Annotated in this window: 26 protein-coding genes and 2 pseudogenes; 8 read left to right on the top strand and 20 right to left on the bottom strand. The window is 48.0% G+C overall.

What is annotated here, in order from left to right:
• Positions 1-2 precede the first annotated feature (2 nt).
• Positions 3-935, top strand: a complete 933-nt coding sequence (locus tag Q9R23_RS02530) for a DUF2268 domain-containing putative Zn-dependent protease (RefSeq protein WP_311246352.1) — start codon at positions 3-5, stop codon at positions 933-935.
• Between the two features lie 57 nt (positions 936-992).
• Here Q9R23_RS02530 and Q9R23_RS02525 read toward each other — a convergent pair whose 3' ends face one another.
• From Q9R23_RS02525 to Q9R23_RS15890, 6 genes and pseudogenes are all read right to left on the bottom strand, one after another.
• The gene (locus Q9R23_RS02525; protein WP_311246351.1) at positions 993-2,183 is read right to left on the bottom strand and encodes an acetyl-CoA C-acetyltransferase; all 1,191 of its coding nucleotides are present in this window, start codon (positions 2,181-2,183) and stop codon (positions 993-995) included.
• 13 nt (positions 2,184-2,196) lie between these two features.
• Positions 2,197-2,973: a 3-hydroxybutyrate dehydrogenase gene (locus Q9R23_RS02520; RefSeq protein ID WP_311246350.1), complete on the bottom strand. Its 777-nt coding sequence runs from the start codon at positions 2,971-2,973 to the stop codon at positions 2,197-2,199.
• 5 nt (positions 2,974-2,978) lie between these two features.
• The gene (locus Q9R23_RS02515) at positions 2,979-3,641 is read right to left on the bottom strand and encodes a 3-oxoacid CoA-transferase subunit B (RefSeq protein ID WP_058705089.1); all 663 of its coding nucleotides are present in this window, start codon (positions 3,639-3,641) and stop codon (positions 2,979-2,981) included.
• A 13-nt stretch (positions 3,642-3,654) separates the two neighbouring features.
• Entirely contained in the window at positions 3,655-4,356 is a 702-nt protein-coding gene (locus Q9R23_RS02510) for a CoA transferase subunit A (protein WP_029341303.1), read from the bottom strand.
• A 25-nt stretch (positions 4,357-4,381) separates the two neighbouring features.
• Positions 4,382-5,089, bottom strand: a pseudogene (locus Q9R23_RS15895) (GntP family permease); the annotation flags it as partial.
• An 86-nt stretch (positions 5,090-5,175) separates the two neighbouring features.
• A pseudogene (locus Q9R23_RS15890) lies at positions 5,176-5,821 on the bottom strand (GntP family permease); the annotation flags it as partial.
• 239 nt (positions 5,822-6,060) lie between these two features.
• Between Q9R23_RS15890 and Q9R23_RS02500 the strand changes: the two are divergent.
• Genes Q9R23_RS02500 through Q9R23_RS02490 form a run of 3 tightly spaced genes read left to right on the top strand, consistent with a single transcriptional unit; the run spans position 6,061 to position 7,817 of the window.
• Positions 6,061-7,176 carry a GGDEF domain-containing protein gene (locus Q9R23_RS02500; protein WP_311246348.1) on the top strand — a complete coding sequence of 372 codons (1,116 nt, stop codon included), beginning with the start codon at positions 6,061-6,063 and terminating at the stop codon, positions 7,174-7,176.
• Positions 7,177-7,231: 55 nt separating this feature from the next.
• Complete coding sequence (locus Q9R23_RS02495) at positions 7,232-7,399, top strand: hypothetical protein (protein ID WP_023467823.1); 168 nt, start codon at positions 7,232-7,234, stop codon at positions 7,397-7,399.
• A gap of 13 nt (positions 7,400-7,412) precedes the next feature.
• Positions 7,413-7,817 (top strand): DUF350 domain-containing protein, encoded by a 405-nt coding sequence (locus Q9R23_RS02490; protein WP_023467822.1) that lies wholly within the window; start codon positions 7,413-7,415, stop codon positions 7,815-7,817.
• A gap of 612 nt (positions 7,818-8,429) precedes the next feature.
• On the opposite strand, the gene Q9R23_RS15885 is transcribed toward Q9R23_RS02490, so the two are convergent.
• From Q9R23_RS15885 to trhA, 5 genes are all read right to left on the bottom strand, one after another.
• A complete protein-coding gene (locus Q9R23_RS15885) occupies positions 8,430-8,720 on the bottom strand; it encodes a DUF4306 domain-containing protein (RefSeq protein ID WP_396136346.1) in 291 nt (96 codons plus the stop codon).
• Positions 8,721-9,151: 431 nt separating this feature from the next.
• The gene (locus tag Q9R23_RS02485; RefSeq protein WP_311246347.1) at positions 9,152-9,412 is read right to left on the bottom strand and encodes a hypothetical protein; all 261 of its coding nucleotides are present in this window, start codon (positions 9,410-9,412) and stop codon (positions 9,152-9,154) included.
• Positions 9,413-9,433: 21 nt separating this feature from the next.
• The gene (gene rpiA, locus Q9R23_RS02480) at positions 9,434-10,132 is read right to left on the bottom strand and encodes a ribose-5-phosphate isomerase RpiA (RefSeq protein ID WP_311246346.1); all 699 of its coding nucleotides are present in this window, start codon (positions 10,130-10,132) and stop codon (positions 9,434-9,436) included.
• Positions 10,133-10,174: 42 nt separating this feature from the next.
• The gene (locus Q9R23_RS02475; protein ID WP_311246345.1) at positions 10,175-11,899 is read right to left on the bottom strand and encodes a M3 family oligoendopeptidase; all 1,725 of its coding nucleotides are present in this window, start codon (positions 11,897-11,899) and stop codon (positions 10,175-10,177) included.
• 120 nt (positions 11,900-12,019) lie between these two features.
• Positions 12,020-12,667: a PAQR family membrane homeostasis protein TrhA gene (gene trhA, locus Q9R23_RS02470; RefSeq protein WP_053453003.1), complete on the bottom strand. Its 648-nt coding sequence runs from the start codon at positions 12,665-12,667 to the stop codon at positions 12,020-12,022.
• A gap of 112 nt (positions 12,668-12,779) precedes the next feature.
• Here trhA and Q9R23_RS02465 point away from each other — a divergent pair, with 112 nt between their 5' ends.
• Both Q9R23_RS02465 and Q9R23_RS02460 read left to right on the top strand, forming a co-directional pair.
• Positions 12,780-13,295, top strand: coding sequence for a DUF1836 domain-containing protein (locus tag Q9R23_RS02465; RefSeq protein ID WP_214855441.1), 516 nt, complete (start codon positions 12,780-12,782; stop codon positions 13,293-13,295).
• 54 nt (positions 13,296-13,349) lie between these two features.
• A complete protein-coding gene (locus Q9R23_RS02460; RefSeq protein ID WP_311246344.1) occupies positions 13,350-14,315 on the top strand; it encodes a DUF4003 family protein in 966 nt (321 codons plus the stop codon).
• Positions 14,316-14,393: 78 nt separating this feature from the next.
• Here Q9R23_RS02460 and Q9R23_RS02455 read toward each other — a convergent pair whose 3' ends face one another.
• The 4 genes from Q9R23_RS02455 to Q9R23_RS02440 form a co-directional block, all read right to left on the bottom strand.
• Complete coding sequence (locus tag Q9R23_RS02455; RefSeq protein WP_035408622.1) at positions 14,394-14,663, bottom strand: hypothetical protein; 270 nt, start codon at positions 14,661-14,663, stop codon at positions 14,394-14,396.
• Between the two features lie 61 nt (positions 14,664-14,724).
• Complete coding sequence (locus Q9R23_RS02450) at positions 14,725-16,479, bottom strand: EAL domain-containing protein (RefSeq protein WP_311246343.1); 1,755 nt, start codon at positions 16,477-16,479, stop codon at positions 14,725-14,727.
• Positions 16,480-16,511: 32 nt separating this feature from the next.
• Positions 16,512-18,146 (bottom strand): sensor histidine kinase, encoded by a 1,635-nt coding sequence (locus Q9R23_RS02445; RefSeq protein ID WP_311246342.1) that lies wholly within the window; start codon positions 18,144-18,146, stop codon positions 16,512-16,514.
• 83 nt (positions 18,147-18,229) lie between these two features.
• The gene (locus Q9R23_RS02440) at positions 18,230-18,661 is read right to left on the bottom strand and encodes a YaiI/YqxD family protein (protein ID WP_214855434.1); all 432 of its coding nucleotides are present in this window, start codon (positions 18,659-18,661) and stop codon (positions 18,230-18,232) included.
• A gap of 124 nt (positions 18,662-18,785) precedes the next feature.
• Here Q9R23_RS02440 and Q9R23_RS02435 point away from each other — a divergent pair, with 124 nt between their 5' ends.
• Positions 18,786-20,531, top strand: a complete 1,746-nt coding sequence (locus tag Q9R23_RS02435; RefSeq protein ID WP_214855431.1) for an ABC transporter ATP-binding protein — start codon at positions 18,786-18,788, stop codon at positions 20,529-20,531.
• Entirely contained in the window at positions 20,528-21,409 is an 882-nt protein-coding gene (locus tag Q9R23_RS02430) for an NAD(P)-dependent oxidoreductase (protein WP_311246341.1), read from the top strand. The genes Q9R23_RS02435 and Q9R23_RS02430 overlap by 4 nt, the downstream gene beginning before the upstream one ends.
• A gap of 52 nt (positions 21,410-21,461) precedes the next feature.
• Here Q9R23_RS02430 and Q9R23_RS02425 read toward each other — a convergent pair whose 3' ends face one another.
• From Q9R23_RS02425 to Q9R23_RS02405, 5 genes are all read right to left on the bottom strand, one after another.
• The gene (locus Q9R23_RS02425; protein ID WP_035408632.1) at positions 21,462-22,091 is read right to left on the bottom strand and encodes a DUF975 family protein; all 630 of its coding nucleotides are present in this window, start codon (positions 22,089-22,091) and stop codon (positions 21,462-21,464) included.
• 186 nt (positions 22,092-22,277) lie between these two features.
• On the bottom strand, positions 22,278-22,940 hold the full coding sequence (locus Q9R23_RS02420; RefSeq protein WP_056060596.1) for a copper homeostasis protein CutC: 663 nt from the start codon (positions 22,938-22,940) through the stop codon (positions 22,278-22,280).
• Positions 22,941-22,965: 25 nt separating this feature from the next.
• Positions 22,966-23,730 (bottom strand): DeoR/GlpR family DNA-binding transcription regulator, encoded by a 765-nt coding sequence (locus tag Q9R23_RS02415; RefSeq protein WP_056060593.1) that lies wholly within the window; start codon positions 23,728-23,730, stop codon positions 22,966-22,968.
• A 192-nt stretch (positions 23,731-23,922) separates the two neighbouring features.
• Complete coding sequence (plsY, locus tag Q9R23_RS02410; protein ID WP_311246340.1) at positions 23,923-24,537, bottom strand: glycerol-3-phosphate 1-O-acyltransferase PlsY; 615 nt, start codon at positions 24,535-24,537, stop codon at positions 23,923-23,925.
• A 17-nt stretch (positions 24,538-24,554) separates the two neighbouring features.
• Entirely contained in the window at positions 24,555-25,604 is a 1,050-nt protein-coding gene (locus Q9R23_RS02405) for a D-alanyl-D-alanine carboxypeptidase family protein (protein ID WP_311246339.1), read from the bottom strand.
• Between the last annotated feature and the right edge of the window lie 91 nt (positions 25,605-25,695).

The following is a 25,695-nucleotide window of genomic DNA, read 5'->3' as shown; positions in this document are numbered from 1 at the left end:
TCATGAAATCGATTTATCTTCTTAGCGCCACCCTTTTACTTGCCAGTTGTTCTCCCGCTGCCGAAAAACCAAAGACGTATGACATTACGTTTACGCATGAGAAACAAAAGATTCAAATCGTTCCTTTGTATAAGGCGTATGACGATTACATTCAAGCGGTTTCGAAACATCCAGAGGACAATGAGGAACTATTTAAAAAATATGTATTGGGAGCTAAAAATAAGATCATCAAAAAAGAACAGCTTCAAGCTAATTTTGATTCTTCACTTTTAGAGCATCCATCTGAGAACATCGAAGACTTAAGACAGATGAATACATATCTAAAAAAGCATCATCAGCGCATCATGAAACAGATCAAGTCCAGTCTCCTGACTTCGATGAAACAACTTCCACGGGATGAGAAGCTCGTCGTCTTCGTCTCCCCGACGACACCAAATACTCACGATGGTGCCAAACGTTATGGTGGTGTCAGCGGTGTCGCTCAAGGAAACAATTCGATGACTCTGTTCTTCTTGAAGGATTTTTCGAAAACATCATTACGCAATACGACAGCGCATGAGTACCATCATACTATTGCTCTCAATGAACCAAGCCGCACGACGGTGCTTGATCATATCATCTTTGAAGGGGAGGCAGAATTTTTTGCCCACAAGCTCTATCCAATGGAGTCATCGGAATCAATCATCCCATTGTTAAATCACACCTTAGAGCATGTGATTTCGGAGTTGAATGCGGAACGATTGACGACGGATGATCTGTTCTTTGGAAATTACGAAAAACAAATTCCATCGTTCACGAAATACAGACTCGGCTACATGATCGTCTCCGACTTCGTGAAACAACATCCAGAGATCTCCTTGAAGGAATGGTCACGGATGTCCTCTGTGCAAATTCTTGAAAAAAGCAGTTACAAAGACATTTTAACGATTCGCTAAAAACAATAAAGCACGAGACAACGGGAGCAAACATCTCCTTTGTCTCATGCTTTATTGTTAACCTTCGTATTTTTTGACGATCGTCGCTACCCCTTGACCGCCCCCGACGCATAACGTCGCAAGACCATGCGTCTCACCCGTTCGCTCGAGTTCATGGATCAACGTAACGAGAATCCGCGCCCCACTCGCACCGATTGGATGACCGAGCGCGATTGCACCGCCGTTGCGGTTGAGCTTCTCATGCGGGAACTGTAGCTCTGCATCGACCGCGAGAGATTGTGCCGCGAATGCTTCGTTCGATTCGATGACATCGATCTCCTCAAGCGTCAGTCTCGCTTTATCGAGTGCCTTTTGGACCGCTTGGACGGGACCGATTCCCATGATGCTCGGGTCAACACCGGACGTTCCGTTCGCAACGATCTCAACGAGTGGTGTCACGCCGAGTTCTTTTGCCTTTGTCGCGGACATGATGACGAGCGCGGCAGCCCCGTCATTGATGCCAGATGCATTGCCTGCCGTGACCGTTCCGTCCTTCTTGAATGCCGGTCGCAAACGACTGAGTGTTTCGACAGATGTTCCGGCACGCGGAAACTCATCTTGCTCAAAACGGATCGGGTCGCCTTTTCGTTGTGGAATCAGAACCGGCGTGATTTCCGAGACGAACCGTTCTTCCGCCAACGCCGTCTGCGCTTTTTGCTGACTCGTCGCCGCGAACTGATCCTGGGCTTCGCGGGAAAGTTCATAGGCGTCTGCCAAATTTTCTGCCGTGATTCCCATGTGATAGTCATTAAACGCACACTCAAGTCCATCCTGGATGATCGTATCGACAAGCCGTTGGTCACCCATCTTCAGTCCAGACCGTGCGCCCGATAAGACATAAGGCGCTTGGCTCATGTTCTCCATCCCACCGGCAACGATGACATCGGCTTCGCCCGACTTGATCGCCTGATACGCGAGATGGACGGCTGAGAGACCGGATCCGCAGACCTTATTGACGGTCATCGCGGGGCATGTCTCCGGTAATCCGGCAGCGAGTGCCGCTTGCCGTGCTGGATTTTGACCAAGTCCTGCTGAGAGGACGTTACCAAAAAAGACTTCGTCGACGTGATTCCCAGCGACACCTGCTTTTTCAAGTGCCGCACGGATGACTGTCGCACCGAGTTCCGTTGCTTTGACGTCCTTCAAACTCCCATTGAAATTTCCGATCGCCGTGCGCGTCGCACTGACGATGACGACTGCTTCACTCATCTGCTCCATCTCCTTATTGAATCGTGTATCCACCATCAAGGACGTTCGCTTGTCCAGTGATGCCTTTTGCTTTGCGGCTCGCAAGGAACAATGCATAATCTGCAATCTCCTCGACAGCAAGCAGACGTTTTTGCGGAACGAGCGGATAGATGACTTCTTCAAGTACCTTCTCAAGCTCGACGTGTCGCGTTTTCGCTAAGTCTTCCATTTGATTACGAACGAGGGGAGTATCAACGTAACCCGGACAAATCGCGTTGACGGTGATCCCGTGTTCCGCTCCTTCAAGGGCTGCGACCTTCGTTAAACCGAGCAATCCATGCTTCGCCGAGTTATACGCTGCTTTACCGGCAAAACCGATCAAGCCATTGATCGATGCCATATTGAGAATGCGGCCATATCCTTGTTCCTTCATGATTGGAAAAGCATGTTTGATAGCGATGAACGGCGCCGTCAACATGATCTTGATCATCAATTCGAACTTCTCTGTCGGAAACTCTTCAATTGGTGAGACGTGTTGAAGACCCGCGTTATTGATCAAGACGTCAAGTCGACCAAACTGTTCGACCGTCTGCTTCAAGACGGCTTCGACCTGTGCTTCATCGGTGACGTTGAGCGTCATGCCGACCGCTTCATGACCAGCTCCGCGAATAGCTGCCGCCGCCTCTTCTGCTGCTTCCGCGCGAACGTCCGTTACGACGACCTTCGCTCCTGCCGCAGCAAACGCCTTTGAGATTTCTAGACCAATTCCGCTCCCTGCACCTGTGACGAGTACGATATCTCCTTGGACCATCTGCTTCACTCCCCTACCGTCACGCGCTCGAGTTCCGGACTGACCGTGAATCGTGCTTCCGTGACTTGTTTGACGTCTTCGACCGTATGACCATTCAGCGTCTCGATCAAGATCATCCCGTCCGGTGTGAAATCAAAGACGGCCCGGTCCGTGATCAGACGATTAACGACAGCGCGTCCTGTCAACGGCAAGGTACACGCCTGTTTGACTTTCGATTCGCCGTGTTTGTTGACATGCTCCATGATGATGACGACGCGTTTCGCTCCGTTGACGAGGTCCATCGCCCCGCCCATGCCTTTGACCATCTTGCCCGGAATCATCCAGTTCGCGAGGTCACCGTTTTGATCGACCTCCATCCCACCAAGAATCGCGAGGTCGATGTGCCCGCCGCGAATCATCGCGAACGATTCGGCACTGTCGAAGTAAGAAGCTCCAGATTGTGCCGTGACCGTTTCTTTGCCGGCATTGATTTCGTCGGCATCGACTTCATGATCAAGCGGATACGGTCCGATGCCAAGCAGTCCATTTTCGGATTGCAGCATGACATGCATATCGTCCGGAATCGCATTGGCGATCAATGTCGGAATCCCGATCCCGAGATTGACGTACATCCCATCTTCAACTTCCTGAAGTGCGCGTTCAATGATGATCTCTCGTGTCGTTTTCATATCCGTCTCCTCCTCAAGCTTCCCGGACAGTCCGGCGTTCGATGCGTTTTTCATAATCCGTTCCGACGACGATGCGCTGAACGTAGACAGCAGGTGTGTGGATCTCATTCGGATCGAGTTCACCGACTTCGACCAGTTCTTCGACTTCGACGATCGTTACTTTTCCGGCTGTCGCGACGATCGGGTTAAAATTGCGTGACGTCTTTCGGAAAACGAGATTCCCGAGTCGATCTGCTTTCCATGCCTTGACGATCGCAAAATCGCCGACGATTCCTTCTTCGAGCAGATACGTCTTCCCGTCGAACTCTTTTTGTTCCTTTCCTTCAGCAATCGGTGTTCCGACGCCTGTTGGTGTATAGAAACCAGGAATACCAGCACCACCGGCACGGATACGTTCCGCTAGCGTACCTTGGGGAACGAGATCGACTTCGATCTCGCCACTGAGGTACTGTTGTTCAAACGTCTTATTTTCCCCGACATACGACGAAATCATCTTCTTGATTTGTCGCGTCTGCAAGAGGAGACCAAGTCCAAAATCATCGACACCACAGTTATTACTGACGACCGTCAAATCCTTGACGCCCTTCTCTTGCAACGCGGTAATGGATTTTTCCGGGATTCCGCAGAGTCCGAAGCCCCCTACGACTAGCGTCGCCCCGTCAAAGATGTCTGCTGTCGCTTCCGCGAATGATGCGTATACTTTCCCCTGTTTCATCTGATGATGCCCCCTTTAAAAATCCTTAGTACAAGCCAGTCAAGCTATACAATCCGATCATCAAGAAGACCGTCACTGTCTTGAGGATCGTAATCATGAAGATGTCCTTATACGACTGACGGTGCGTCAGTCCCGTGACCGCTAGCAACGTGATGACGGCACCGTTATGCGGTAACGTATCCATCCCACCGGACGCCATCGAGATGACGCGGTGCATGACTTCCGGTGGTACGCCACCCGATGTGATGGCTTGCGTATATTTATCCGACATCGCACTTAACGCAATCCCCATTCCACCCGATGCGGAACCGGTGACGCCGGCAAGCGTCGTCGTCGTGACGGCTCCGTTGACGAGCGGGTTCGTAAACGTCTCCGAGATCCCGCTTGAGACGGACTTAAATCCTGGGAGTGCCGCGATGACGCCACCGAAGCCATACTCAGCACCTGTATTCATGACCGCTAGGAGCGCACCACCGATACTGACGTTCAAACCAGCTTGGAAATTCGTCTTGATCTTCGGGAAGTCATACAGCATCGCTGCGAGAATTCCGATCAACAACGCCATTTGGACGGACCAGATCGCAAGAACAGCGGGTGTCTCGATCTTTCCGAATGCTTCTAGACCGATTGCTGAAAAATCGAATCCTTCCGGATACCATTTTGGAATCGAGAGTGTAAAGACTTTGTTCATGACGGCAACAAGGACGAGTGGGACAAAGGCAAGGACTTGGCGATAGACTGGTTGACGATCCGTCTCGAGCGTCATTTCTGGTTCGTTCTTTAACTCCATTTGCGGTGCAGTACTTGCCGCTGTCGCTTCGAATCCAGCGTACCCTTCACCCGCTTGATGCGCTTTTTTCTTGCGTGACTCGAGATACCACATGCCGACGACTAAGATGAACAAGCCACCGACTGAACCCATGATCGGCGCAGCATAGATATCTGTTTTGAAGAACGTCGTCGGAATGACGTTTTGAATCTGAGGCGTTCCTGGTAAGGCATCCATCGTGAACGTGAACGCACCAAGTGCGATCGTTCCCGGAATAAGTCGTTTCGGGATGTTTGCTTCGCGGAACAAGTTCGCAGCGAACGGATAGACAGCAAATACGACAACGAATAAGCTGACACCGCTATATGTAAGAATGGCGCCGAGTAAGACGATGGCAAGGATAGCGCGCTTCGCACCGATCATACGAATGATTGTCTTTGCGATCGACTCCGCGATACCGGACATCTCAACGACTTTTCCGAAAATCGCTCCGAGGAGGAAGACCGGGAAGTATGCTTTGATGAAGCCGACCATCTTTTCCATGAAAATATTCGAGAAGAAGGGTAACACCCAGTCCGGGTTCGTCAGTAAGACGGCGAACAAGGCACAGATTGGTGCAAATAGGATGACCGAAAAACCACGATAGGCAACGAACATCAATAAGGATAAGGCAAGTAGAATGATGACGAGTTCCATAAGTAGATCTCCTTCAAATTTAGTAAGCGCTTTCATATCGCTTCTTCATCATTTAACAATGCAGCGTCGAGGAGGTCAATCAAATTCCCTAAAACCATAAGTACAGCTTATAGAAATCATAATTTCACATTATAGACACAATTACATCAGATAGATTATTTTTTCAAGAAACAGGAGTTAGTCCTTTTATGGCGTATGTCTTTTAAGTAACGTACTTTATTTGAAAGGATGGACAGTTCATGAAAAGCATCCTTTTTGACGTCTTGCATAACGTGACGCTATTAATGGCTGGTTTCTATCTGCTCGGAAAATTATCACCGCTTCCGATCACGCGTGACTCCCCGCGGCTGACGCGCGTATTGTACGGTCTTGCTCTAAGTGTCATCACGTTACTACTCATGCAGATGACGATTGAAGCAGCACCTGGCGTCACGGTTGATTTGCGTCATATTCCGGTCGTCGTCGCTGCCTACTTTGGTGGCCCCATCCCGACAACGATTGTGACGATCGCGATCATCATCTATCGTTTCAGTTTAGGAACGAATCTAGCAGCCTTCACCGCATTCGGTTTCATCGTCGCCGTTGCCTTAGGAACGAGCTTAATTGTTCGCGAAATGCCACCTTATGCAAAACGAACATTCACACTCGTGACGCTCTACGCGACGGCTTTACACGCTCTTGTCTTATGGATCGTCTTACCGAAACAGATTCTTCTACTTGAAGTGATGGCAGTCGTCATTCCTGCATCGTTCGTCAGTAGTTGGCTCGCCCTAGTGATCATCCGCGATATTCGGTTGACCAAACAATCATTACGGATGCTTCGGCAAAAAGCACAACTCGACTTTTTGACAGGATTGAACAATTCACGCGCCTTCAATGAATACTTCACGGATGTCAAACAGCGATTGATTCTAAATAAACAGTCGGTCGTGTTGTTGACGATCGACATTGATCATTTTAAACAGGTCAACGATACGTATGGACATGAAGCGGGTGACGAGGTGCTACGGCAGTTCGCCAATCGACTGCGCGATGGAGTGGCAGAAAGCGGGTATTTATCCCGTAACGGCGGTGAGGAGTTTTCAGTCCTGTTCGAGGGTGTTCCGCTTGCTGAAGTTCTGCCTTTAGCAGAGCAATTACGCGAACGGATCGCTTCTAGTCCGTTCCGACTAGCGACGACAGAGCTACCGCTCACAGCATCGTTTGGTTTAGCCGCGTACGATGAGACGACACTACAAATCGACGATCTTCTACCGGATGCGGATGCTGCCCTCTATCAGGCAAAGCAACAAGGACGGAATCAAGTCGTCCTGTTTTCTCCTAATGCAGAATCTGCCGTCAGCTTTCAAGAATAACGATGGACGCCACCTCTGAAATCCGCTACCTTTAAAGAAGAGGTAGGTGATTGGCATGAAGTTAGCAAAAGGTCCCTATATCCTGATCGGCCTCATTTTAGGTCTCTTGTTCGGATTCATTGGTGACAACTTCTATTTGTATGTATCAGCAGGTATTCTCGTCGGAGCACTGCTTGAATTGTATGTTGCATACGAACAACGCAAGAAAAATAAAAAATCATGATGGAGGTACCAGCATGACATTCAGTGATCTATTCCTTTCAACGCTCTCGTATATCGGAGTCGCGACCGTACTCCTTGCAATCGGTGTCGTCCTGTTCGAGGTGACGACGAAATCAAAGGAACTCGAACTCATCCGTAACGGGAAGAAAGCGGCCGTCTACGCCTTCGGTGGACGTATTCTTGGTCTTGCCATCGTTCTCTATTCGAGTATTTCGAACTCCGTCAGCATTCTCGATATGGTGTTATGGGGTGCACTCGCGATCGTCTTACAAATCGTCTTGTTCTATCTCGCGGATTTACTAATCCCCCGTTTGAGCATGACGAAAGAGATTGATGCGAACAACGAAGCAGTCGGCTTGTTGCTCCTCTTCTTATCGATTTCGATCGGTTTGATCATTGCTGGGTCGCTTACATATTAAAACGCATGAAAACAGCCCTGGATCATTAGGATCCAGGGCTGTTTAAATTAAAACTCCACTTCGTAATAAGGTATCGCTGCTATTACGATTACTTCAAGAACGAAGCCAAAATGATCATATGATGTATAGCATAAATATCCAAATTACTTTTCCTTTGCTTCTCAACAACTACTCTCCGAATCTGTCTTATTATCTTTAAATTCGTGTTATTCGTCTCTTTTTATTTTTGAGTTACGAACTTTTCTCTAGTCAAAACCTGATTCTTGTCGATTCTTTAATTAAAGTTCTTTGTTTGTAGTGTTACGCACTATTTCGAAAAATGTCTTTTTGTAATTCCAATTTATTACGTTCAATTTGGTGTGGATAGATTTGATGACTAAGACTGAAGGGACTATGAACTACAAAGAAGATGATAACTACTATTTAAAAACTCACTTGTGATAATACCTAATTATCACAAGTGAACCAAAAGGAAATCTACTCCAAATATCATTGTTATGACAAATCGAATAGAACAATCCGAACATCGGAGAGAGAATAGTAGAAACACCGTGAACGGTCTCGTTCATTCCGTTTCTTCCTCACTTCTATATGAAGCCATCGCTTGAGTATTCAATTCTTTTTCTTCACTTTTTGATAAATGAAGTAACCCATGAACCCAACTATGTAGAGTCCTGAAGCGACGCATACATAAGCGAGAGGTTGTGTCTTCAAACTGATGAGAAAGATGTCTATAGGATAAATGTCGCTACAATAGGATACATCTTGAGGCGTAAAAATAAAACGCGGCTTACATTCTTCTTGAGGCAAAATGCTAATCTTGCTTGTCATGAAAAACGAACCGATGTATGAAATCAAGAAAACGGGGATGCTAACAGCCCACAACGTAATCCATCTCTTCATCATGTCTCTCCTTCCTATTTTCTTGATTGTATCATCCCCTTTCTTGATTCACCCTCATTTAGAAATTATTAACTTTTAAGTAATTAAAATATACGTTTCTTTATAGAAGTATCTTTCTATTCATCCTATCAAGGCGAGACGTAATTCGCCGAAAGTTAATTTTAGAAGTTTTTATGTACCGAATATACTCAGTTTTTTTTGTAAGAGTCTCCTAAAACTCGTCCACAGATTACGTGATCATTGAAGATAAGCAAATAAATACAGAAAAAATAGGTATCCACGATTTGCTTGGTACCTATTTGTATCGATTAAGTAAAGAAGTAAGACACTTCTAAAACATTCCACGTGGAACGATAAGCTTTTTCTCTCGTCGATTACCTCTAGGTCAAACAGCCTTGATTCATTGAATTCAAGGCTGTTTTCATGTTCTTTTATTTTTCAAGCTCCTCTAGCTCCGTCCGCGAACGTGGGAAACCATTCGCTTGCCACTCGGCTCGATAAATCGAATCGAGCTTCGTCAATCCGACCTCATCCGGGTCTTTCCCAGCATCTGGACTCGGATCCTGATCGAGATGCGCTAAATAATCACGTAGCGCATCGGTCTGTGTGCCCTGTTCCCGCTTCCTGAACAACAGTAGACTCGCACCGGCAATGACACCTGCTCCGAATAAATACCGTTTTTTCAATCTCATACGGTTCCCTTCTTTCTTTCCTTAAACCAAACCACCACCGTCACGCAGTCGCGGATGCGCGATACGTTTGACCTTTCCCTCTTCGACCGTCAGCACATGATCGGGCTGTCGCTCGAAGTAACCGGTCTCAAGCACCCCTGACCAGCTCTTCACTTCTTTTGCGAATACTCGGACGTCCGAGATGGCTGATACATCGACGTCAAGAATCACGTGACCTCCATCTGTAACGAAGGGACGATCGTCTTTCACGCGTAGCGTTGCTAAGACATGCTTATCACGCAACCGTTGCCGCACATACGGTAACGCAAACGGATCCAGTTCGACCGGTAACGGTCCGCTTAAATGATGAACGAACTTCGAAGAATCGGTCAGATAGAGCAATTCCCGACTCATCAGTGCGACAATTTTCTCGCGAAATAGTGCACCGCCACCACCTTTGATTGTTTGGAAGTGTCCGTCAATCTGATCGATCCCATCGATCGTCACATCGATTTCCATTCCCTCTTCCAAGTCGATCAACGGAATGTGTAACTGTTCCGCGAGTCGGACCGTCGCAAGCGACGTTGCCACGCCTTGAATCTGTAGTCCCGCCTGCACAAGTGGACCAAGCGCCTCGATGAACCGTTCCGTCGTCGAACCCGTCCCAAGACCTACTATCATCCCATCTTTCACGTAAGTTAGTGCTGCCTCAGCGACTAATTGTTTCTCCTGTTCATACATCCGCATCCCTCCCTACATTTCTGTTCCCGTTTCGATTCGTCTTCAATCGACGGAGAGAGAGGACTCCGTTAACGTCAGATACTGCTTAATCGCCTGGACGAGCGGTTGCTGAGCTTCGACCCAAAACGCGACAGATGTCGGATCAGCATCGAGATGACGTTTAACGATCTCATCGATCGTCGCTTGACCGGAATCATGCATGACCGCTTCAAAGACTGCCGAAAATTGACTCGGATCCGCTTGAACCGTCTGATACAGACTATTGCTGAGCAAATAACCGATCGTGTAGGGAATGTTGTAGAACGCAAGATTCGGATTGAACAAGTGACTGATGTACATCCATTTATAGCGCGCCGGTTCAGGCAATACCGGACCATAGGCTAACCGTTCTTCCTCTTGCAGGAGTTCACTTAACCGTTCGGCACTGACCGTCCCTTGCTGACGTTCCGCATAAAAACGTTGCTCGAACCGGAACATTCCGGGAACGATGCTGGCATATTTTAGGCCCTCTCGAATCTTGACTTCTAGAAGAGCAAGTACTTCCTCCCGCTCCGTCGTCTCTTTGATGGCAGCATCGAGGACGAGATTCTCCATGAACGTTGAAGCCGTCTCCGCAATGCTCGTTCCTTTGACTTGGTTTAAATACGGTTCATCTTGCAGTACATAATTATGATAGGCATGACCAAATTCATGGGCAAGTGTCGCGACGTCTGGATAACTGTCACGGTACGTCATGAAAATCCGGCTCTCTTTGGCAATCGGAAAGGCAGCGCAGAATCCGCCTTCCGCTTTTCCAGGACGATTCTCCGCATCGACCCATCCCTTGTTAAACACGTTTTCAGCAAAAGCACCGAGCTGTGGATTCAACTGTTTGAATTGTTTGCTTACGATTGCCTGTGCCGTCTCAAACGGAACATGCCGCGCAGAGCGGTACGTGCTCGTCTCAAAATCATGCCATTCTCCCGTCACCCGCTCTGCCTGGACAATCTTGCGGGCATAATAGGCGTGAAAGAGGTCGCGGTGCTGATCGAGTGCTTCGATCATCGCTTGTAAGCTCGCTTCTGAGATTCGGTTCTGCTCAAGCAACTCTGTCAATGGTTGCTCCCAGTTCCGCATCTTGTAGGATTGCAATCTGAAGCCGGAGATCCGGTTCAAGATCGTCGCAAACAAATCAGCTTCTTTGGCACAAGCGGCGTCAACTGCAGTTGCTGCCGCTAGACGAGCCGAACGACCAGGCGCGAACATCGCTTCATGCAATCCTTGACCGATCGTGACTTGCTTCCCGTTCAAGTCGACCCGTAACGCCATGAAGCGCTGATCGTAGAGTTGTCCCCAGCCCTGAAATCCATCCACACCGAGATCCTGTAACAATTGTTCTTGAACCAGTGGTGCACGACGGGACTGGATGTCACGGCGTTCGTTTAAGAAAAAGGCGTACGGTGAATCCGTAACGAGCGCTTCCCACTCTTCTTGTGACAGTACTGCGATCTTTGTATCGAGTACTGCCACTTCGCTGCGTACCATCGCTTGGACGACTTCGATCTCTTCAAGCAATGGATGGACTTCTACGCGCGTGACATCTTCAGCGTACAGACAATAAATGAAATCGCTCCATTCTTCGACGTCGCGCGCGACTTGCTGATAACGCTCGACCTGTTCTGCCACATCAATCGGCCGATTCGACAATGCTGTTTGTATGGAAGCGATGCCTGCTTTGACATCATCAATCGTATAGAGTGTTTCTAATTGCCATCGTGTGTGTTGCATGTGATTTCCCCCTTTTCGTGATCTTTCCGTTCTTTCATTCGGGAGGACACTCGACTTCTCCTGTATTTTCCATATAGATACAAAAAAACTCCTTCAGTCATTGACTAAAGGAGGACATCATCACAACACGAAGAAGTAGACACATAGGAAATGCGCTAGACTACCGAGTAGTACGAAGATGTGGAAGATTTCATGGAATCCGAGATGTTTAAACGATAAGACACGCGGCTTGAGTCCATAGATGATGCCACCGATTGTATAGAAGATACCACCAAGGAACAATAGACCGATGCCGAGCGGTGATAAGACTTGCGCGAGTGGTGTGATCGCAAATACCATGATCCAGCCCATTCCGATGTAGAGCGTCGTCGATAACCAGCGTGGACTGTTGAACCAGACTAATTTGAAGGTAATTCCGGAAACAGCAATCAACATGACGATGCTAAACAAGACCCAACCCGTCGGACCATTCAGACTGACAAGACAAAACGGTGCGTAGGAACCGGCAATCAACAAATAAATCATCGAGTGATCCAATCGTCGCCAGATCGCAATCGCCCGGTCGCTCGCAAGGACCATATGATACGTTGCCGAAACAGCATAGAGTGCCATCATGCTGACCCCAAAAATAATCGCTGCGACGATGGCAAGTGATGCTCCACGTTCTAACGATGCTTTAATGACGAGTGCGAGTAATCCGACAAAAGCAAAGACAGCCCCTCCCAGATGTGTTAATCCATTAATCGGTTCTCTCATATAAGCTTTCACTTTCGTTCCTCCTCTGATATGTAGTTTTGAATACTACATGGCGTTATATACATATTCTATCATATGATGAAGAAGTAGAAAGTCCTATTTTAACGATTTTGGAGGTTTTTTTATGACACGTTCTGACGACACGAGACATGATCGTCAATTACAGCTTGCAGATATCCCGAACATTGATCTTTATATGGATCAAGTCATCCAACTGTTTGAGCGGACATTCGAGGAAACGACGCGGAATACGGATGAGACAATCTTGACGAAGACGATGATCAACAATTATGCCAAAAAGAAATTATTTTTTCCGGTCACGAATAAAAAGTATACGAAGGAGCACTTGATTTTAATTAGCTTGATTTATCAGTTGAAAAGTTCGTTTTCGATCAATGATATCAAGACGATCCTTACGCCCTTGAACGAAGGCATCGAACAGAATCAACTCGATCTTGAAGACTTTTATCGCACTTACCTTGAACTGACAGAACGAAATACAGCCCGTTTCGTCACCGAACAAGATGCTCTTACCGCCTCGACGACCGATCCACTGGAACAGATTTTAGCGCTGGCTCATATGAGTAATCTGTACCGGCGTGCAGCGGAACAATTGATCGATACCCAACTAAAAAAATAAGATAACGCTTTCACTGCGTGATACACTATAAGAAAAAACAGAGGAGGAACAGTCATGGAGATGGCGACGACTTTCTTGCGACAACTGAATCATATCGCCCCAGAATTCAGAACGTATCAGGACGGTATTCTCATCGAATTGGCATTCGACCGGACGATCGGAACGGAGCAGGTTTCCGCAAGTGTATTGCTTGAGACAGCAGATGACTTAAAAATACGCTTGCGTACACAAACCACCCAGGCATTATTGCTTGCTTCGAAGATTCATGCCTTTGACGCCCACACACCGAGCCGCATCGCCGAGATGATGTCGCTTCACGGCTATTTTAAATCGCATCGCTTGTCGCATCCCTTGAATGCCTACTCTACTGCCCTGTTCATCAGCCGTCTTACTCCACAGGACGCGGTACTTGAACGAACGGTACAATTATACACACGCCTCAAAAAACAACATCGGTTCATCGTGTCACCGCTATTGATCTCTTTCGTCTATTTTCACGCTACGACACGCGGTGAGTTAGACGAACTCGCCTCGCGTATCGAAACGGTCTATCAACGACTCAAACGACGGTTCGGACGCGCTCAACAGACGTATGTCGTCGCCTTGATATTCGCTTTATTGCCTGAAGACGATTGGGATCGCTATATCGCACAAGTGGAGTCATCCCGTAAGATACATCGTAAGCATCGTGTCCCGCTGTCATTCCACGGCATGCTTGCGTTACTCGGTGATCCCAATATTCATGCTTCGGCACTCCAACAGATGGCAGAGGCGTTACGCTCCGATTTACATTTTAAATACCGGAAAGACTTAGTCTATTTGACAGCAATCCGATTGTATTTAAGTCAACAAACGATCCTGCAACAGCTCTTCCCATCTTCGATTCTCCCACCGGACGGCACCGACGCGATTCCGTTCTTACTCTTCCCTGTTGATTTGACCGACACGTCCCATGCGACAGACGGCGGGATCGACGGAGGATTTGATGGTGGTGGTGACGGCGGTAGGGGTGGCGAGTAATCTTTTACTCCATCAAAAAAAGGCAATCGATATCCAGCATTTCTGCCGGACATCGATTGCCCTTTATTTTAGTCATTCTTAACCTTGTTGGTTCTCTTCATCGGATGGCTCGACATCGCCATCTTCATCAGAAGCGTGCGACAAATCGGGTGCCTCTTCACTTGAAGCTTCGTCATCTGGTCGTTCTGTTTTCTCAGCTTCTTGATCTTGATGCTTCGTTTCTTTTTCATCCTTCGATTTTTCCGGAACCTCCGTATTGTCTTGCGGGTCACGTCCGGCAATCTCATCCTTCGTCATCCGGTTTCCTGAAGTAATCGGGTCCGTCTCTTTATCATGTTGATCAGCCATTTGGCATCCCCCTTAAAATGTACTTGTTCCACATTTTAATGTATTCCCGACTGAAGAACGGTTAAACCTCAGCACGCCCTCGAACAATGTCCTCGATGAGTAATTGTTCAATCGGCTGAGGGTGATGGACCTCGTAGCCTTGCACATAAAGTTGCTCATCCAACACTTGAATCTGTTGCAATTGCGACGCGGTCTCGACTTCCTGAATCACGAGCGCGATGTTTAACGTCGACGTCAAGGAATGAACAGAGCGAATCATCGAACGCTCTAACTGATTTTGAACGAGTCGACGTGTAAAGATTGGATCGAGCTTGACTGCTTGGACCGGTAAACGCAATAACGAATTAAGTGACGCGTAGTGACTACCGAAATGATCGACCGTCAGACGGTAGCCTGCTTGGCGCAGCTGCTCCAAACGTTTCATTGCAAAACGACGACGCGTCTGCAATACTTCCTCCCGGATTTCAAGAATGAGTCGTTCGCCCGGGAAATACGATTCTTCTGTCAGTCTAAGTAATTCTGAAAAGAGTTGATCCGACTCGAACTGGCTTGCCGATAGATTGACGGCGACGGAAATCTTACGTCCAAATGTCTCCTCCAAGCGCCGTTGATCCAGGATTGCCTGACGGATCGTAAATCGACCGATGTCTGGGAAAATCTCCATCTTCTCGGCAATCGGAATAAAATCCGTCGGACTGACGAACCCAAGCACAGGATGATTCCAGCGTAGAAGCGCTTCAACCGCGACGTAGCGTTCTTGTTTCGCATCAACGATCCATTGATAGTAGAGCTCGAATTGTCCCCGTTCTAGTGCATGCGAAAGCTCTGATTCAAGAACTGATGCAAATGGATGCTGTTCCGCCTTCCGATTTGGATTAACAAATGAGGTTCGCTGTTTCCCCTCGTGTTTGACTTGTTGCATCAAGGCTTCTGCTGCATAGATTTGTATCTGGCGACTTGCCATATCACCGGTCAGAAGACTGACGCCAGATGATGCCGTCACCTGAATCGGTTCGGCTGCAACACCAACGATCGGTTGCTCAATCGCTTCCGTGACGATGCGAGCGTAATCTTCCGCATATTGTTCGAATTCCTGTTCCTGTTCAAGTGCTGCTAAGACGACGAATTCATTCCCATCCATTCGACCGACGACATGATTCGGTAAAGGAACATATTTCAGCCGATTCGCGATTTCGCGTAGCACTTCGTTCCCTGCCCGGTATCCATGCGTCGCATTGATCGCATGGAAACGATCGAGGTTCAACACCATTAAGAAAGCAGGATGAATCGTCACACTTGAGATCAGTCGATTCATGTACCGTTCGTTATAGACATCTGTTAGCGCATCCTTGATGACATACGTTTCGACGTTGATCGATTTACTAATGATATCCGCATACCGCTCGACGAGCGCGATATCCTGCTCCTTGAAGTCGAATGGTTGATCATCAAAGGCACATAATGTCCCGATTTTTTCATTTTCAGCATTTTTGATCGCTACTCCCAAAAAGCTACCGTTCCCAAGAGCTTTCGTGACCGGATGATTGACGGTCAATGGATCGTTGAGCAATTCATTGATCGAGAGCTTCCCGTCCGTCTCATCGACGACCAGCTTACAGAGGACATGTTGGAAGACATGGGTCGAGCCTTCTTCGATCAACTGACGTTCTTGATTGATTGCCTTGACGACAAAGTTGCTATATGAATCATTTAATGCAAAAAACAACGTGTTGACGCCAATCCGTTCACTAAGTTTTTCAAGAATCTCTTCGACGAGCGGATGCAATGCTTCATAACGAATGTGTGAATTATTCACCGTGTCTTCCTCCTTTCTGAGTCTGTAGTCGGTCATGCGTCGAGCGGGAGTTGAATGATGAAGGTACTGCCCTCTCCTTCCGTTGATTGGACGGAGATAGCTCCACCATGATCAAGCACGATCATCCGACAAATCGCGAGTCCTAAGCCCGTTCCACCGATTTTACGTGTATCCGAGTTATCTGCTCGGTAAAACTTATCAAAGATGTAAGGAAGCGATTTTTCTGGAATACCAAGCCCTTCATCTGAAATCTCAATTCGTAATTGATCTGACTGGTTTGATCCTTTGATCCGAATCTCGCCGCCTTCGGGCGAATATTTAATCGCGTTCATGATCAAGTTCGTAAACAGTTGTTTCATCTTCTCACTGCTGGCTGAAATCGTATAGGATCCCGGACTAAATTGGACACTGATGCGATGTGCGAGACTCGCAAGATCGAACATCGGCTTCATCTCGAACATCAATTGTTTTAAATCAAGTAATTCTTTTTGTGTTCCATGTGTCGAGTCTTCCCCTTTTTGAATTTCCAGGATGTCATTGATCAATTCCGCCAATCGAACGGTTTCCGAATGAATCGTCTGCAAATAGCGTTTCTGCCGCTTCGGATCGACTTCTCGTTTCATCAATAACTCCGTGAAGCCCATGATCGAAGAAAGCGGTGTCCGCAACTCGTGCGAAACGATCGAGACGAACTCTGCCTGCTTAAGATCGAGCTCCTTGTCTTTCGTCACGTCACGTAAGACAAGCATCATCCCCCATTCAACGTTCGCAATTGCAATCCGCTCAGCATAGGCACTGAGCAACAAGTTCCCCCGGAATGCCGATAACTCGATCGTTTCTCCCGGAATATCCCCGTTCATCAGTTGACCGATGTAATCATGAAGTGCTTCCGGCTGATCGACATGTTCAAACAGAGACGTCGCCCGTTCATACGCGTGACGGAACCCTTGCGCCTGATTGACGAGCTTTGGTGGAAACATATTCAATAAGGCCTGGTTCGCATAAATCTGCTCCCCACTACTCTCGATATATAGGACAGCTTCCCGAATCGAATCAAGTAGCTGATACGTCTTGATTTTTTCATGCTCCATTTGATGGAACAGGAGATGGCGTTCAAGCGTCATCCCAAGTTTTCGTGATAGATCAAGTAAATCCCCGACTTGTTCTAAATTGAACTGGGCGAAGTGATGGCGGATGTATAGCAGTCCGACGACTTGTCCGTTGCTTGGAGACTGTACGGGAATTGCTGACTCGAACTGGTCGCCGAGTGGCAATTGGACCGATTTACGCATGACGAATGCGCGACGCAAGACCGAATATTGATCGAGATCTTTTTCGATCAGCTCCATATCGTCGATCCCTTGTGCGACGAAATGATTTAACTGCTCCCGCCGGTACAAGAGGATAGCTCCTTCTTCTACCTCAAGCAGTTGCAACAAGATCATCAAGACAGTCTCGCAGGCTGCTTCAACATTTTGTGTCGCCAACGCTTCCATGATTTCATTGCGTTGCTTCAATTTCACTTCGACTTTTCGTAAATCCTGTTGTAATCGATTGATTTCACGTTGATCGAGTGATGTGAGTCGTGCCTCAGTTGATTCCGGAACCGTTCCTTGGCGCAATCGGTAAGGGCGATCCTTCGAGTGGTCGCGTAAAATTCGTTTCAACGTGTATCCTCCTTTCTGATTTCGTTCATGCTTCAAATTATATCACGGTCCGTACCGTATCAACAGTTCCAACACTACCTTCCTTACATGCTGGTTAGCACTAATGTACGAAATGATTCTTCAAAGGAACGGTCCGCATCGCGCGTCCGTTTTTTCGGTCCTTTCGTACGCCCGCCTGCTCGTCGGATTTGTTGTCCGACATGGCGAGTGTGGAGCAATAGATCGATATTGTCGTTCGTGAACTGGCGACCATTTTGATCGATTGCGAGTCCGCCTCGTGCTAAGATGAGTGCTGCCAAACCAAAATCCTGGGTCACAACGAGATCGCCACGTTTCATCCGATTGACGATCGCATAGTCGACGGCATCTGGTCCTTGTCCGACGGTAATCGTCGTCGCTCCTTCTCGGATCACCTGGTGTGCCGTATCACAAACTAAAAAGACGTCACGTCCCTGTCGGTGTCGAATGACGAGATCGACAACGGGACATCCGTCCGCATCTACGAAAATAGACATTTGAATCCTCCCTTATTGTTTCCACTATCAGTGTCACAAATCGAAAGATTTTTTGTCAAGTCGCGCTTCCCATTTGACCGTCTCTTCGTTCTTCAGGACAATAGAAAAGAGAGGATGTGTTGAAATGAACGCTGCGACGTTCCAATCTTTTTACCTGTTATTGAAAAAAACGAAACCACCGGTCGGTTTATTATCTGCCGCTGTTTCCGTCTCTGTCATCCAAGCGCTGGCTGCGCTCGCCATTCCTTGGTTCTTAAAGACGTTGATTGATGGTTTTACTGTCGATCGACTGACACCACAATTGATCAGTCTATTTGTAATCGTTTTCGTCGTTCAAGTCGTCGCGAACGCTTTATCGATCTATTGGTTACAGATCGTCGGTCAACGGATCGTCGCCAATTTACGAACGCTTCTATGGAAGCGTCTGTTAACGCTATCGATTCCGTTCTATGATGAGACAAAATCCGGTGAGCTCGTCTCACGACTTAATAGTGACGCAACGACACTCCAGCAATTGCTATCGGAACAACTCGTTCGTTTGCTGACGTCACTCGTCTCAATCATCGGAGCAATCACGATCCTATTCTTCCTCGATTGGCAAATGACGCTTGTCATGGTCATCGCTGTCCCCGTGACCTTGTTGATCATCATTCCGCTCGTCCGCAAACTACACAAGATTTCTCGTGAGACTCAGAAGGAACTTGCAGGATTATCCGGTTTTTTTGCCGAGATGCTCGGTGAGGTCCGACTCGTCAAATCACAAGCAACAGAAGACTATGAGCTGGGGCGAGGAAAAACTCGGATTGAGAACTTATACGGGTATGGTGTAAAGGAAGGACGAATTCAAGCCCTCTTGTTGCCGATCTTTAACGTCACTCTAACGACGATGTTGATCCTGATCATCGGTTTTGGTGCCTACCGCGTTTCGACGAACCAGATCACGGCGGGTGAACTCGTCGCCTTTTCGCTCTATTTGTTCCAAATCATGACTCCGCTCGTGACGATGACTGAATTCATCACGAAGTTACAGAAAGCACGCGGTGCGACAGAGCGAATCATCGAGCTTCTCGATGAATCACCAGAAGCAGCTGGAACGCTTGTAGCATCTCGTCCGTTTACGGACGTGACGGTCGAACACTTGTCATTTGGATACAATGAGACGTCGATCTTACAGAATGTCAGCTTTACGTTACCACGCGGCAAGACGACAGCGATCGTCGGTCCGAGCGGCTCTGGTAAAACGACATTATTTGCGTTACTTGAGCGATTTTATCAACCGACGTCAGGACAAATCCGACTCGGAGATCAACCCATTTCTGATTTGACGTTATCGTCTTGGCGACAGGCAATCGGATATGTCGCGCAGGATTCCCCCGTCTTATCAGGAACGATTCGTGACAATCTCGTCTACGGTCTGACAGATGACATCAGTGAAGACAAAATCCGTGCGGCTGCACGGATGGCGAATGCCGATACGTTTATCGAACGATTCCCGGAAGGTTATGCGACTGAGATTGGAGAACGGGGTGTCAAACTGTCCGGTGGTCAACGCCAACGAATTGCGATTGCACGTGCACTCCTCCGTGATCCGGAAATTCTGTTGCTTGACGAAGCGACATCCAGTCTCGACTCCGAGTCGGAACGTGTCGTTCAAGAAGCACTCGAGCGATTAATGGTCGGACGGACAACGTTTGTCATCGCCCATCGTCTCGCGACGGTCCGTCATGCCGATCAAATCATCGTTCTTGAAGATGGTCAGATTTCAGGTATCGGGACACATGATCGACTTGTCGTCGACAATCCATTGTATAATAAGCTCGTAACGCAACAATTCATCGGCACGGAACGTGCAAGGGGGAATCACGTATGAAGACAGTCGGTTTCATCGGATTAGGTGTCATGGGACAAGGCATGGTCCGCAATCTGCGTAAGGCAGGTTTTACAGTCAAAGGATACAATCGCACGAAAGAGAAAGGACTCGTCCTTGAAGCAGATGGTGTCGAAATCGTCGATACGATTCAAGATGTCGTCACGGATGTCGACGTCGTCATCTCGATCGTCGGTTATCCGCAAGACGTCAAGCAGATCTACTTCGAAGACGGCATACTCGATCATGCGACACCAGGAACGATTCTGATTGATATGACGACGTCTAGTCCGGCTCTTGCTGAACGAATCGCGCAGGAAGCGACAGCACGCGGTCTTCAGGCACTTGACGCACCTGTCACGGGCGGTGATCTCGGTGCGAAGAACGGAACACTCGCGATTCTCGTCGGTGGTGAAGAAGCGGCTTTCGCACAAGCGAAGCCATTATTCGAGGCGATGGGGAAATCGATTTCACTCTTCGGTGGTCCTGGTAAAGGACAATCGGCGAAGCTCGCGAACCAAATCGCAATCGCCGGATCGATGATTGGAACAGCGGAGATGTTGTTGTTCGTCACACGATCCGGAATCGATCCGACACAGTTCATCGAGACGATCAAATCTGGTTCTGCCGGTAGCTGGAGTCTTGAGAACTTGATTCCGCGCGTCATCGCCGAAAACTACTCACCTGGTTTCTTCGTCAAACACTTCATCAAGGATATGCGCCTTGCCCTCGAACGCGGCGCTGAGATGGGTATCGCGACACCTGGTCTTGCACTCACGAAAGGCTTATATGAACAACTTGCTGAGCTGGGTCACGCCGATTCCGGTACACAAGCGCTTTATCTATTGCTCGCTGAGCGTTCACGCGCTTCGGTGGAATAAGCAAAAGCCTGTACGCTACGTCTACTGACGTAATGTACAGGCTTTTTTACGTTCATCCCTTAACGGAACGGGTTGGTTTCAAGCGTTCATAGAAGTGTGCCATCGTCGTATCGAAGTATGGCGTCAAGAAGATGACACCCACTGTACTGAGTAGTGCGAGGATCCCCCAGCCGATGAAACTCAAGTAAAGCATGATCAGTTCACGCTTATGCCCTTTCATCATCCGGCGGCTTTCACCAAGTACTTGCCAAAACGATAATTCCGGTCGATCGACTAAAATATACGGAACGAGACGATATGCTAGGTAGAAGTATAGTGCCGGTAAGATCAGAAATGATCCAACATAGACCAATACCGTTACGATCGCATATGCGGCAATCGTCCGGAAAGCACGTCGAAACGAAGAGAACCCTTCGAACAGTGTTCCGATTCCGGCAGACTCCCCGCGGGTGAAACGTAAGTAAGCAATCGTTCGACCAACCGTCACTGGAGCCAGGACGATCGTGACGACCATGTTCAGTGCGATGAATCGAACCATACTATCAATGTCATCTTGATCAAATGACATCCGGCTTGCAGCGAGCGCAAAAATAAGGAAGTAGATGATCGAGATGCTTAATCCGACCAACCATTGTCCTTTTAACGTACCAAGAGCAGCTTGTTTCAATTGTTTAGGGTTCATGTCGTACTCCTTTATATCCACTATTTCCACTTTTGATTTTAGCCCAGTTCCTTTGAAAAACCTAGTTCTCCCACTCTGCTTTTCATCTGCTTGAAGCGAATCGTCGAAAAGTCGTCACGAGCGCATGAAAAAAATCCATTCCCCTCATCTCAACAGATCAGAAAAATGGATTGATTCACTCGATGATCATCCTAGGAGTCGTGTCAACGCCTCAACGCGTTCTTTTTGAATAGCACCGTCTTGTAAGACCGCCGATCCTACATGCAGCTCGGATGCCTTCGTTGCTTCAAGAAGTGCCTCTGCATTTTCAAGTGTGATGCCGGATCCTGGTAAGATGATCAAGTCCGGATAGTCTGCAATCAAACGTGCGATCGTCTCTTTACCTTCTAGTGCCGTCGCTTGACCACCTGACGTCAAGATCCGGTCGACTTCCGGAAAATCAGCGAGTACTTCTGCCGCTTCAAAAATATCACGACTACTGTCGATTGCTCGGTGGAACGTCAATGACAGTTCCCCTTTATGTTTGATGATGCGACCGAGGAAACCTTCGTCGACACGACCGTCTGCTGTCAATGAGCCGACGACGATCCCGGCTGCACCGAGTTCACGGATCAAGTCAATATCCGTGATGATTGTCTCCTCATCTGATTTCGAGTAGACGAACGATTTGCTATGTGGTCGCACGAGGACGTGAACCGGAATCTCGACCGTCGAGACGACTTGACGAATCAGTCCGTAGCTCGGCGTCAATCCCCCTTCGGATAATGCGGAAACGAGTTCGATCCGGTCCGCTCCGGCTTGTTCTGCTGCGACCGCTTCTTCTACGGTCGATGCAATGATTTCTAACATGATACATCCCTCCCGCATCAGTGTATCATGAGACGACCATCCAGTTCACGCGTTCGTTGAACAGTTTCATCTCCCATGATGGCGGATAGGAAGCTGGGCTGAGGACGATTTTCGCGCGCCGGAACTCTGCCACCTTATATTTTCGGTTTCCTTGGAACTCGTCATTGGCTAAGAAAGCGTAGACATCTTTTGTGCAACTAATGACCGCTTTTTGGATAAGTGACGATTCGATATCATCACTGACGAAGCCTCGCTCAATCTCAGCACCATCAAACGATAGGAAACAGGCATCAAAAGCATAGGCATCCAGCGCTTGCAATACCTCGACCCCGACCGTCTGTCCGTATGCATCGACTGTTCCGCCTAACAATCGAATTTCCCCAGTGAACGGTCCCGTCTTACGGCACTGCTCCAAATGACTGGCGACGATTAGTGAATTCGTGACAATCGTCGCGTTTCCCGTTAAATAAGGTAACAAATGCTCGACCGGTTCTCCCCGTCCGAGAAAGATACAGGAATAGTCACTGAGCCACCCTTTCGCATAGCGCGCTAAACGGCGGGACAGCTGATCCGTTCGCCGTGAGATCGGCGTCTCCCGTTTTCCTCCTTGATAGATAGCACCGCCATAGACACGCTTCAATTGACGTTCGCGTTCCAACTCTTCTAAGTAGCGTCGTACCGTTTCTCCCGAGACATCGAGACGTTCGATCAAATCCTTCGTCATGACTTTCCCTTCCTCTTCCAGCCATTCCATGATGCGTGATTTCCGCTCTTCTCCTAACAACGACACGTGCGCTTCCCCCTTTACAGACCAGTTCTAGTTCTAGTGTAGCGAACGTCTGTAAAGATCTTGTAAATCCGATGTAAATAAACGTGTAGTTCCTATGAAATGTCGTTGAATTCGTCCGTTATCCGACTCTTTCATCAAACGAAAGACGCGCCTGCCTCTCAATGAGTGAGAGGCAGACGCGTCATTAGTCGTTCATTCAGACGATTTCTTTGCAAAGAGTGGAATCTTAGACTCTGTTCCTTGGCGAATCCGTTGGATGTTATCACGGTGCTTGAAGATGACGAACAACGCAAGAACCGTAAAGAACGTCGGAACGATCCAATCGTTCGTCAAGACGCCGATCGTGATCGACAAGACAATCCCGACACTTGCTGCGACGATCGAACTGAGCGAGACCATCCGGCTCAGGCGAAGTGTCGTCAAAAAGGATACGAGCAGAAAGATGAAGAGAATCGGGCTCGTCACGAGCAACATCCCACCAGACGTCGCGACTGCCTTTCCGCCCTTGAACTTTGCGAAAATCGGATAGATATGACCGACGACAGCAGCTAATCCAGCAAACAGCGGATGCACATCCGCGCCCATTAAGATCGGAACAAGGCTCGCGACGGCTCCTTTTCCAAGATCACCGATCAAGACGATGATTCCTGCCTTTTTCCCCAAGACACGGAACGTATTCGTCGTTCCGAGATTCCCGCTACCTTGTTGACGAATATCGATTCCGTGTCCCCATTTCCCAACAAGTAATGCGAACGGAATCGAACCAAGCAGATAGCCAAGAACCAAAATCCCTATGATTTCAATCATAGTCAACCTCCAACCTCTTAGTGACCGACTTTCATATATTCCTCAAGAGTCTGTCCGTTATTTTTAATTTGTGTCGCGACATCGACTCCGACATAACGAATGTGCCATGGCTCATACGTATAACCCGTCCGTGACTGGAAACCACGGTCGTAACGAACGATGAAGCCGAACTTCGCTGCGTTATTCGCGATCCATTTTCCTTCTTTCGTATCACCAAGAGCGGCTGTTAATCCATTACCTACACTTGGTGACGAAATATCAAAAGTGAGACCTGTCTGGTGTTCACTGTGACCAGGGCGTGCTGAATATTGATCAGCAGCTGCCTTGCCGTCACGTGCGACATAATTATTATACAATACTTTTTGACGTGCGCCGGAACGGAATCCGCTGACAGCGTTCAATGTCACGCCTTCTTTTTTAGCAGCAGCGAACATCTTTTCCATCTGTTTCGCAGCTGGTGCTCGCATGTAGCTTTGTTCAAGTACACCCGAATAGGAGAAGCTGACGTTTGGAACGACGAGATCCGACGGCTTGTAGTCGATTGGCAAGCTATACTTCTTGTTGACGACGACGAGCATTCCAAGCGAAAGATCGGCTTTGGCATCTGCTGATTTATCGACGTCTGGCGTCTCATCTTCTGGTTTCGATGGTTTTTCCTGCTCTGGATCCTGAGACGAACTATCCGGTTTATCCGTCGATTCGTCCTTTTTGTCTTCTGTTTTGTTCTCTGCTGCAGGTGTATCATCTTTCTTTTCTGTTTCATCCTTCGTTGCCTCATCCGAAGATCCTTGGTCCTCTTGTGTCGTCTCATCGGATGATTTGTCTTCAGATGACTTGTCTTCTTGTTTTGCATCTTCTGACGTATCGTCTTTCGTTGTTTCATCTGTTTTGTTTGTTTCTTCTTTGTTCGTGTCTTTTGCTGTGTCTTCTTTTTTCGTTTCGTCTTTTGATTGTGTTGTCTCATCTGATTTCTGTTCAGTTTTCGTCGTATCGTCCGCTTGTTGATCCCCAGGATTACATCCTGCAAGGAGAAGCGCTAACGTACTAACGGTTACGATTTTTTTCATGAGTAAGACCCCTCTTCTTTTTATGCTTCTCTATGTTACCGCTAATTGTTCCATCCGTCGAGCCTACTTCCAACAGATGGACTAAGACCCT

Origin of the sequence: Exiguobacterium sp. BRG2 (genome assembly GCF_031844245.1) — a bacterium.
Lineage (GTDB): Bacteria > Bacillota > Bacilli > Exiguobacteriales > Exiguobacteriaceae > Exiguobacterium_A.
Note: the sequence above shows the minus strand (reverse complement) of the source record. Positions and strands in the feature narration are given on the sequence as shown.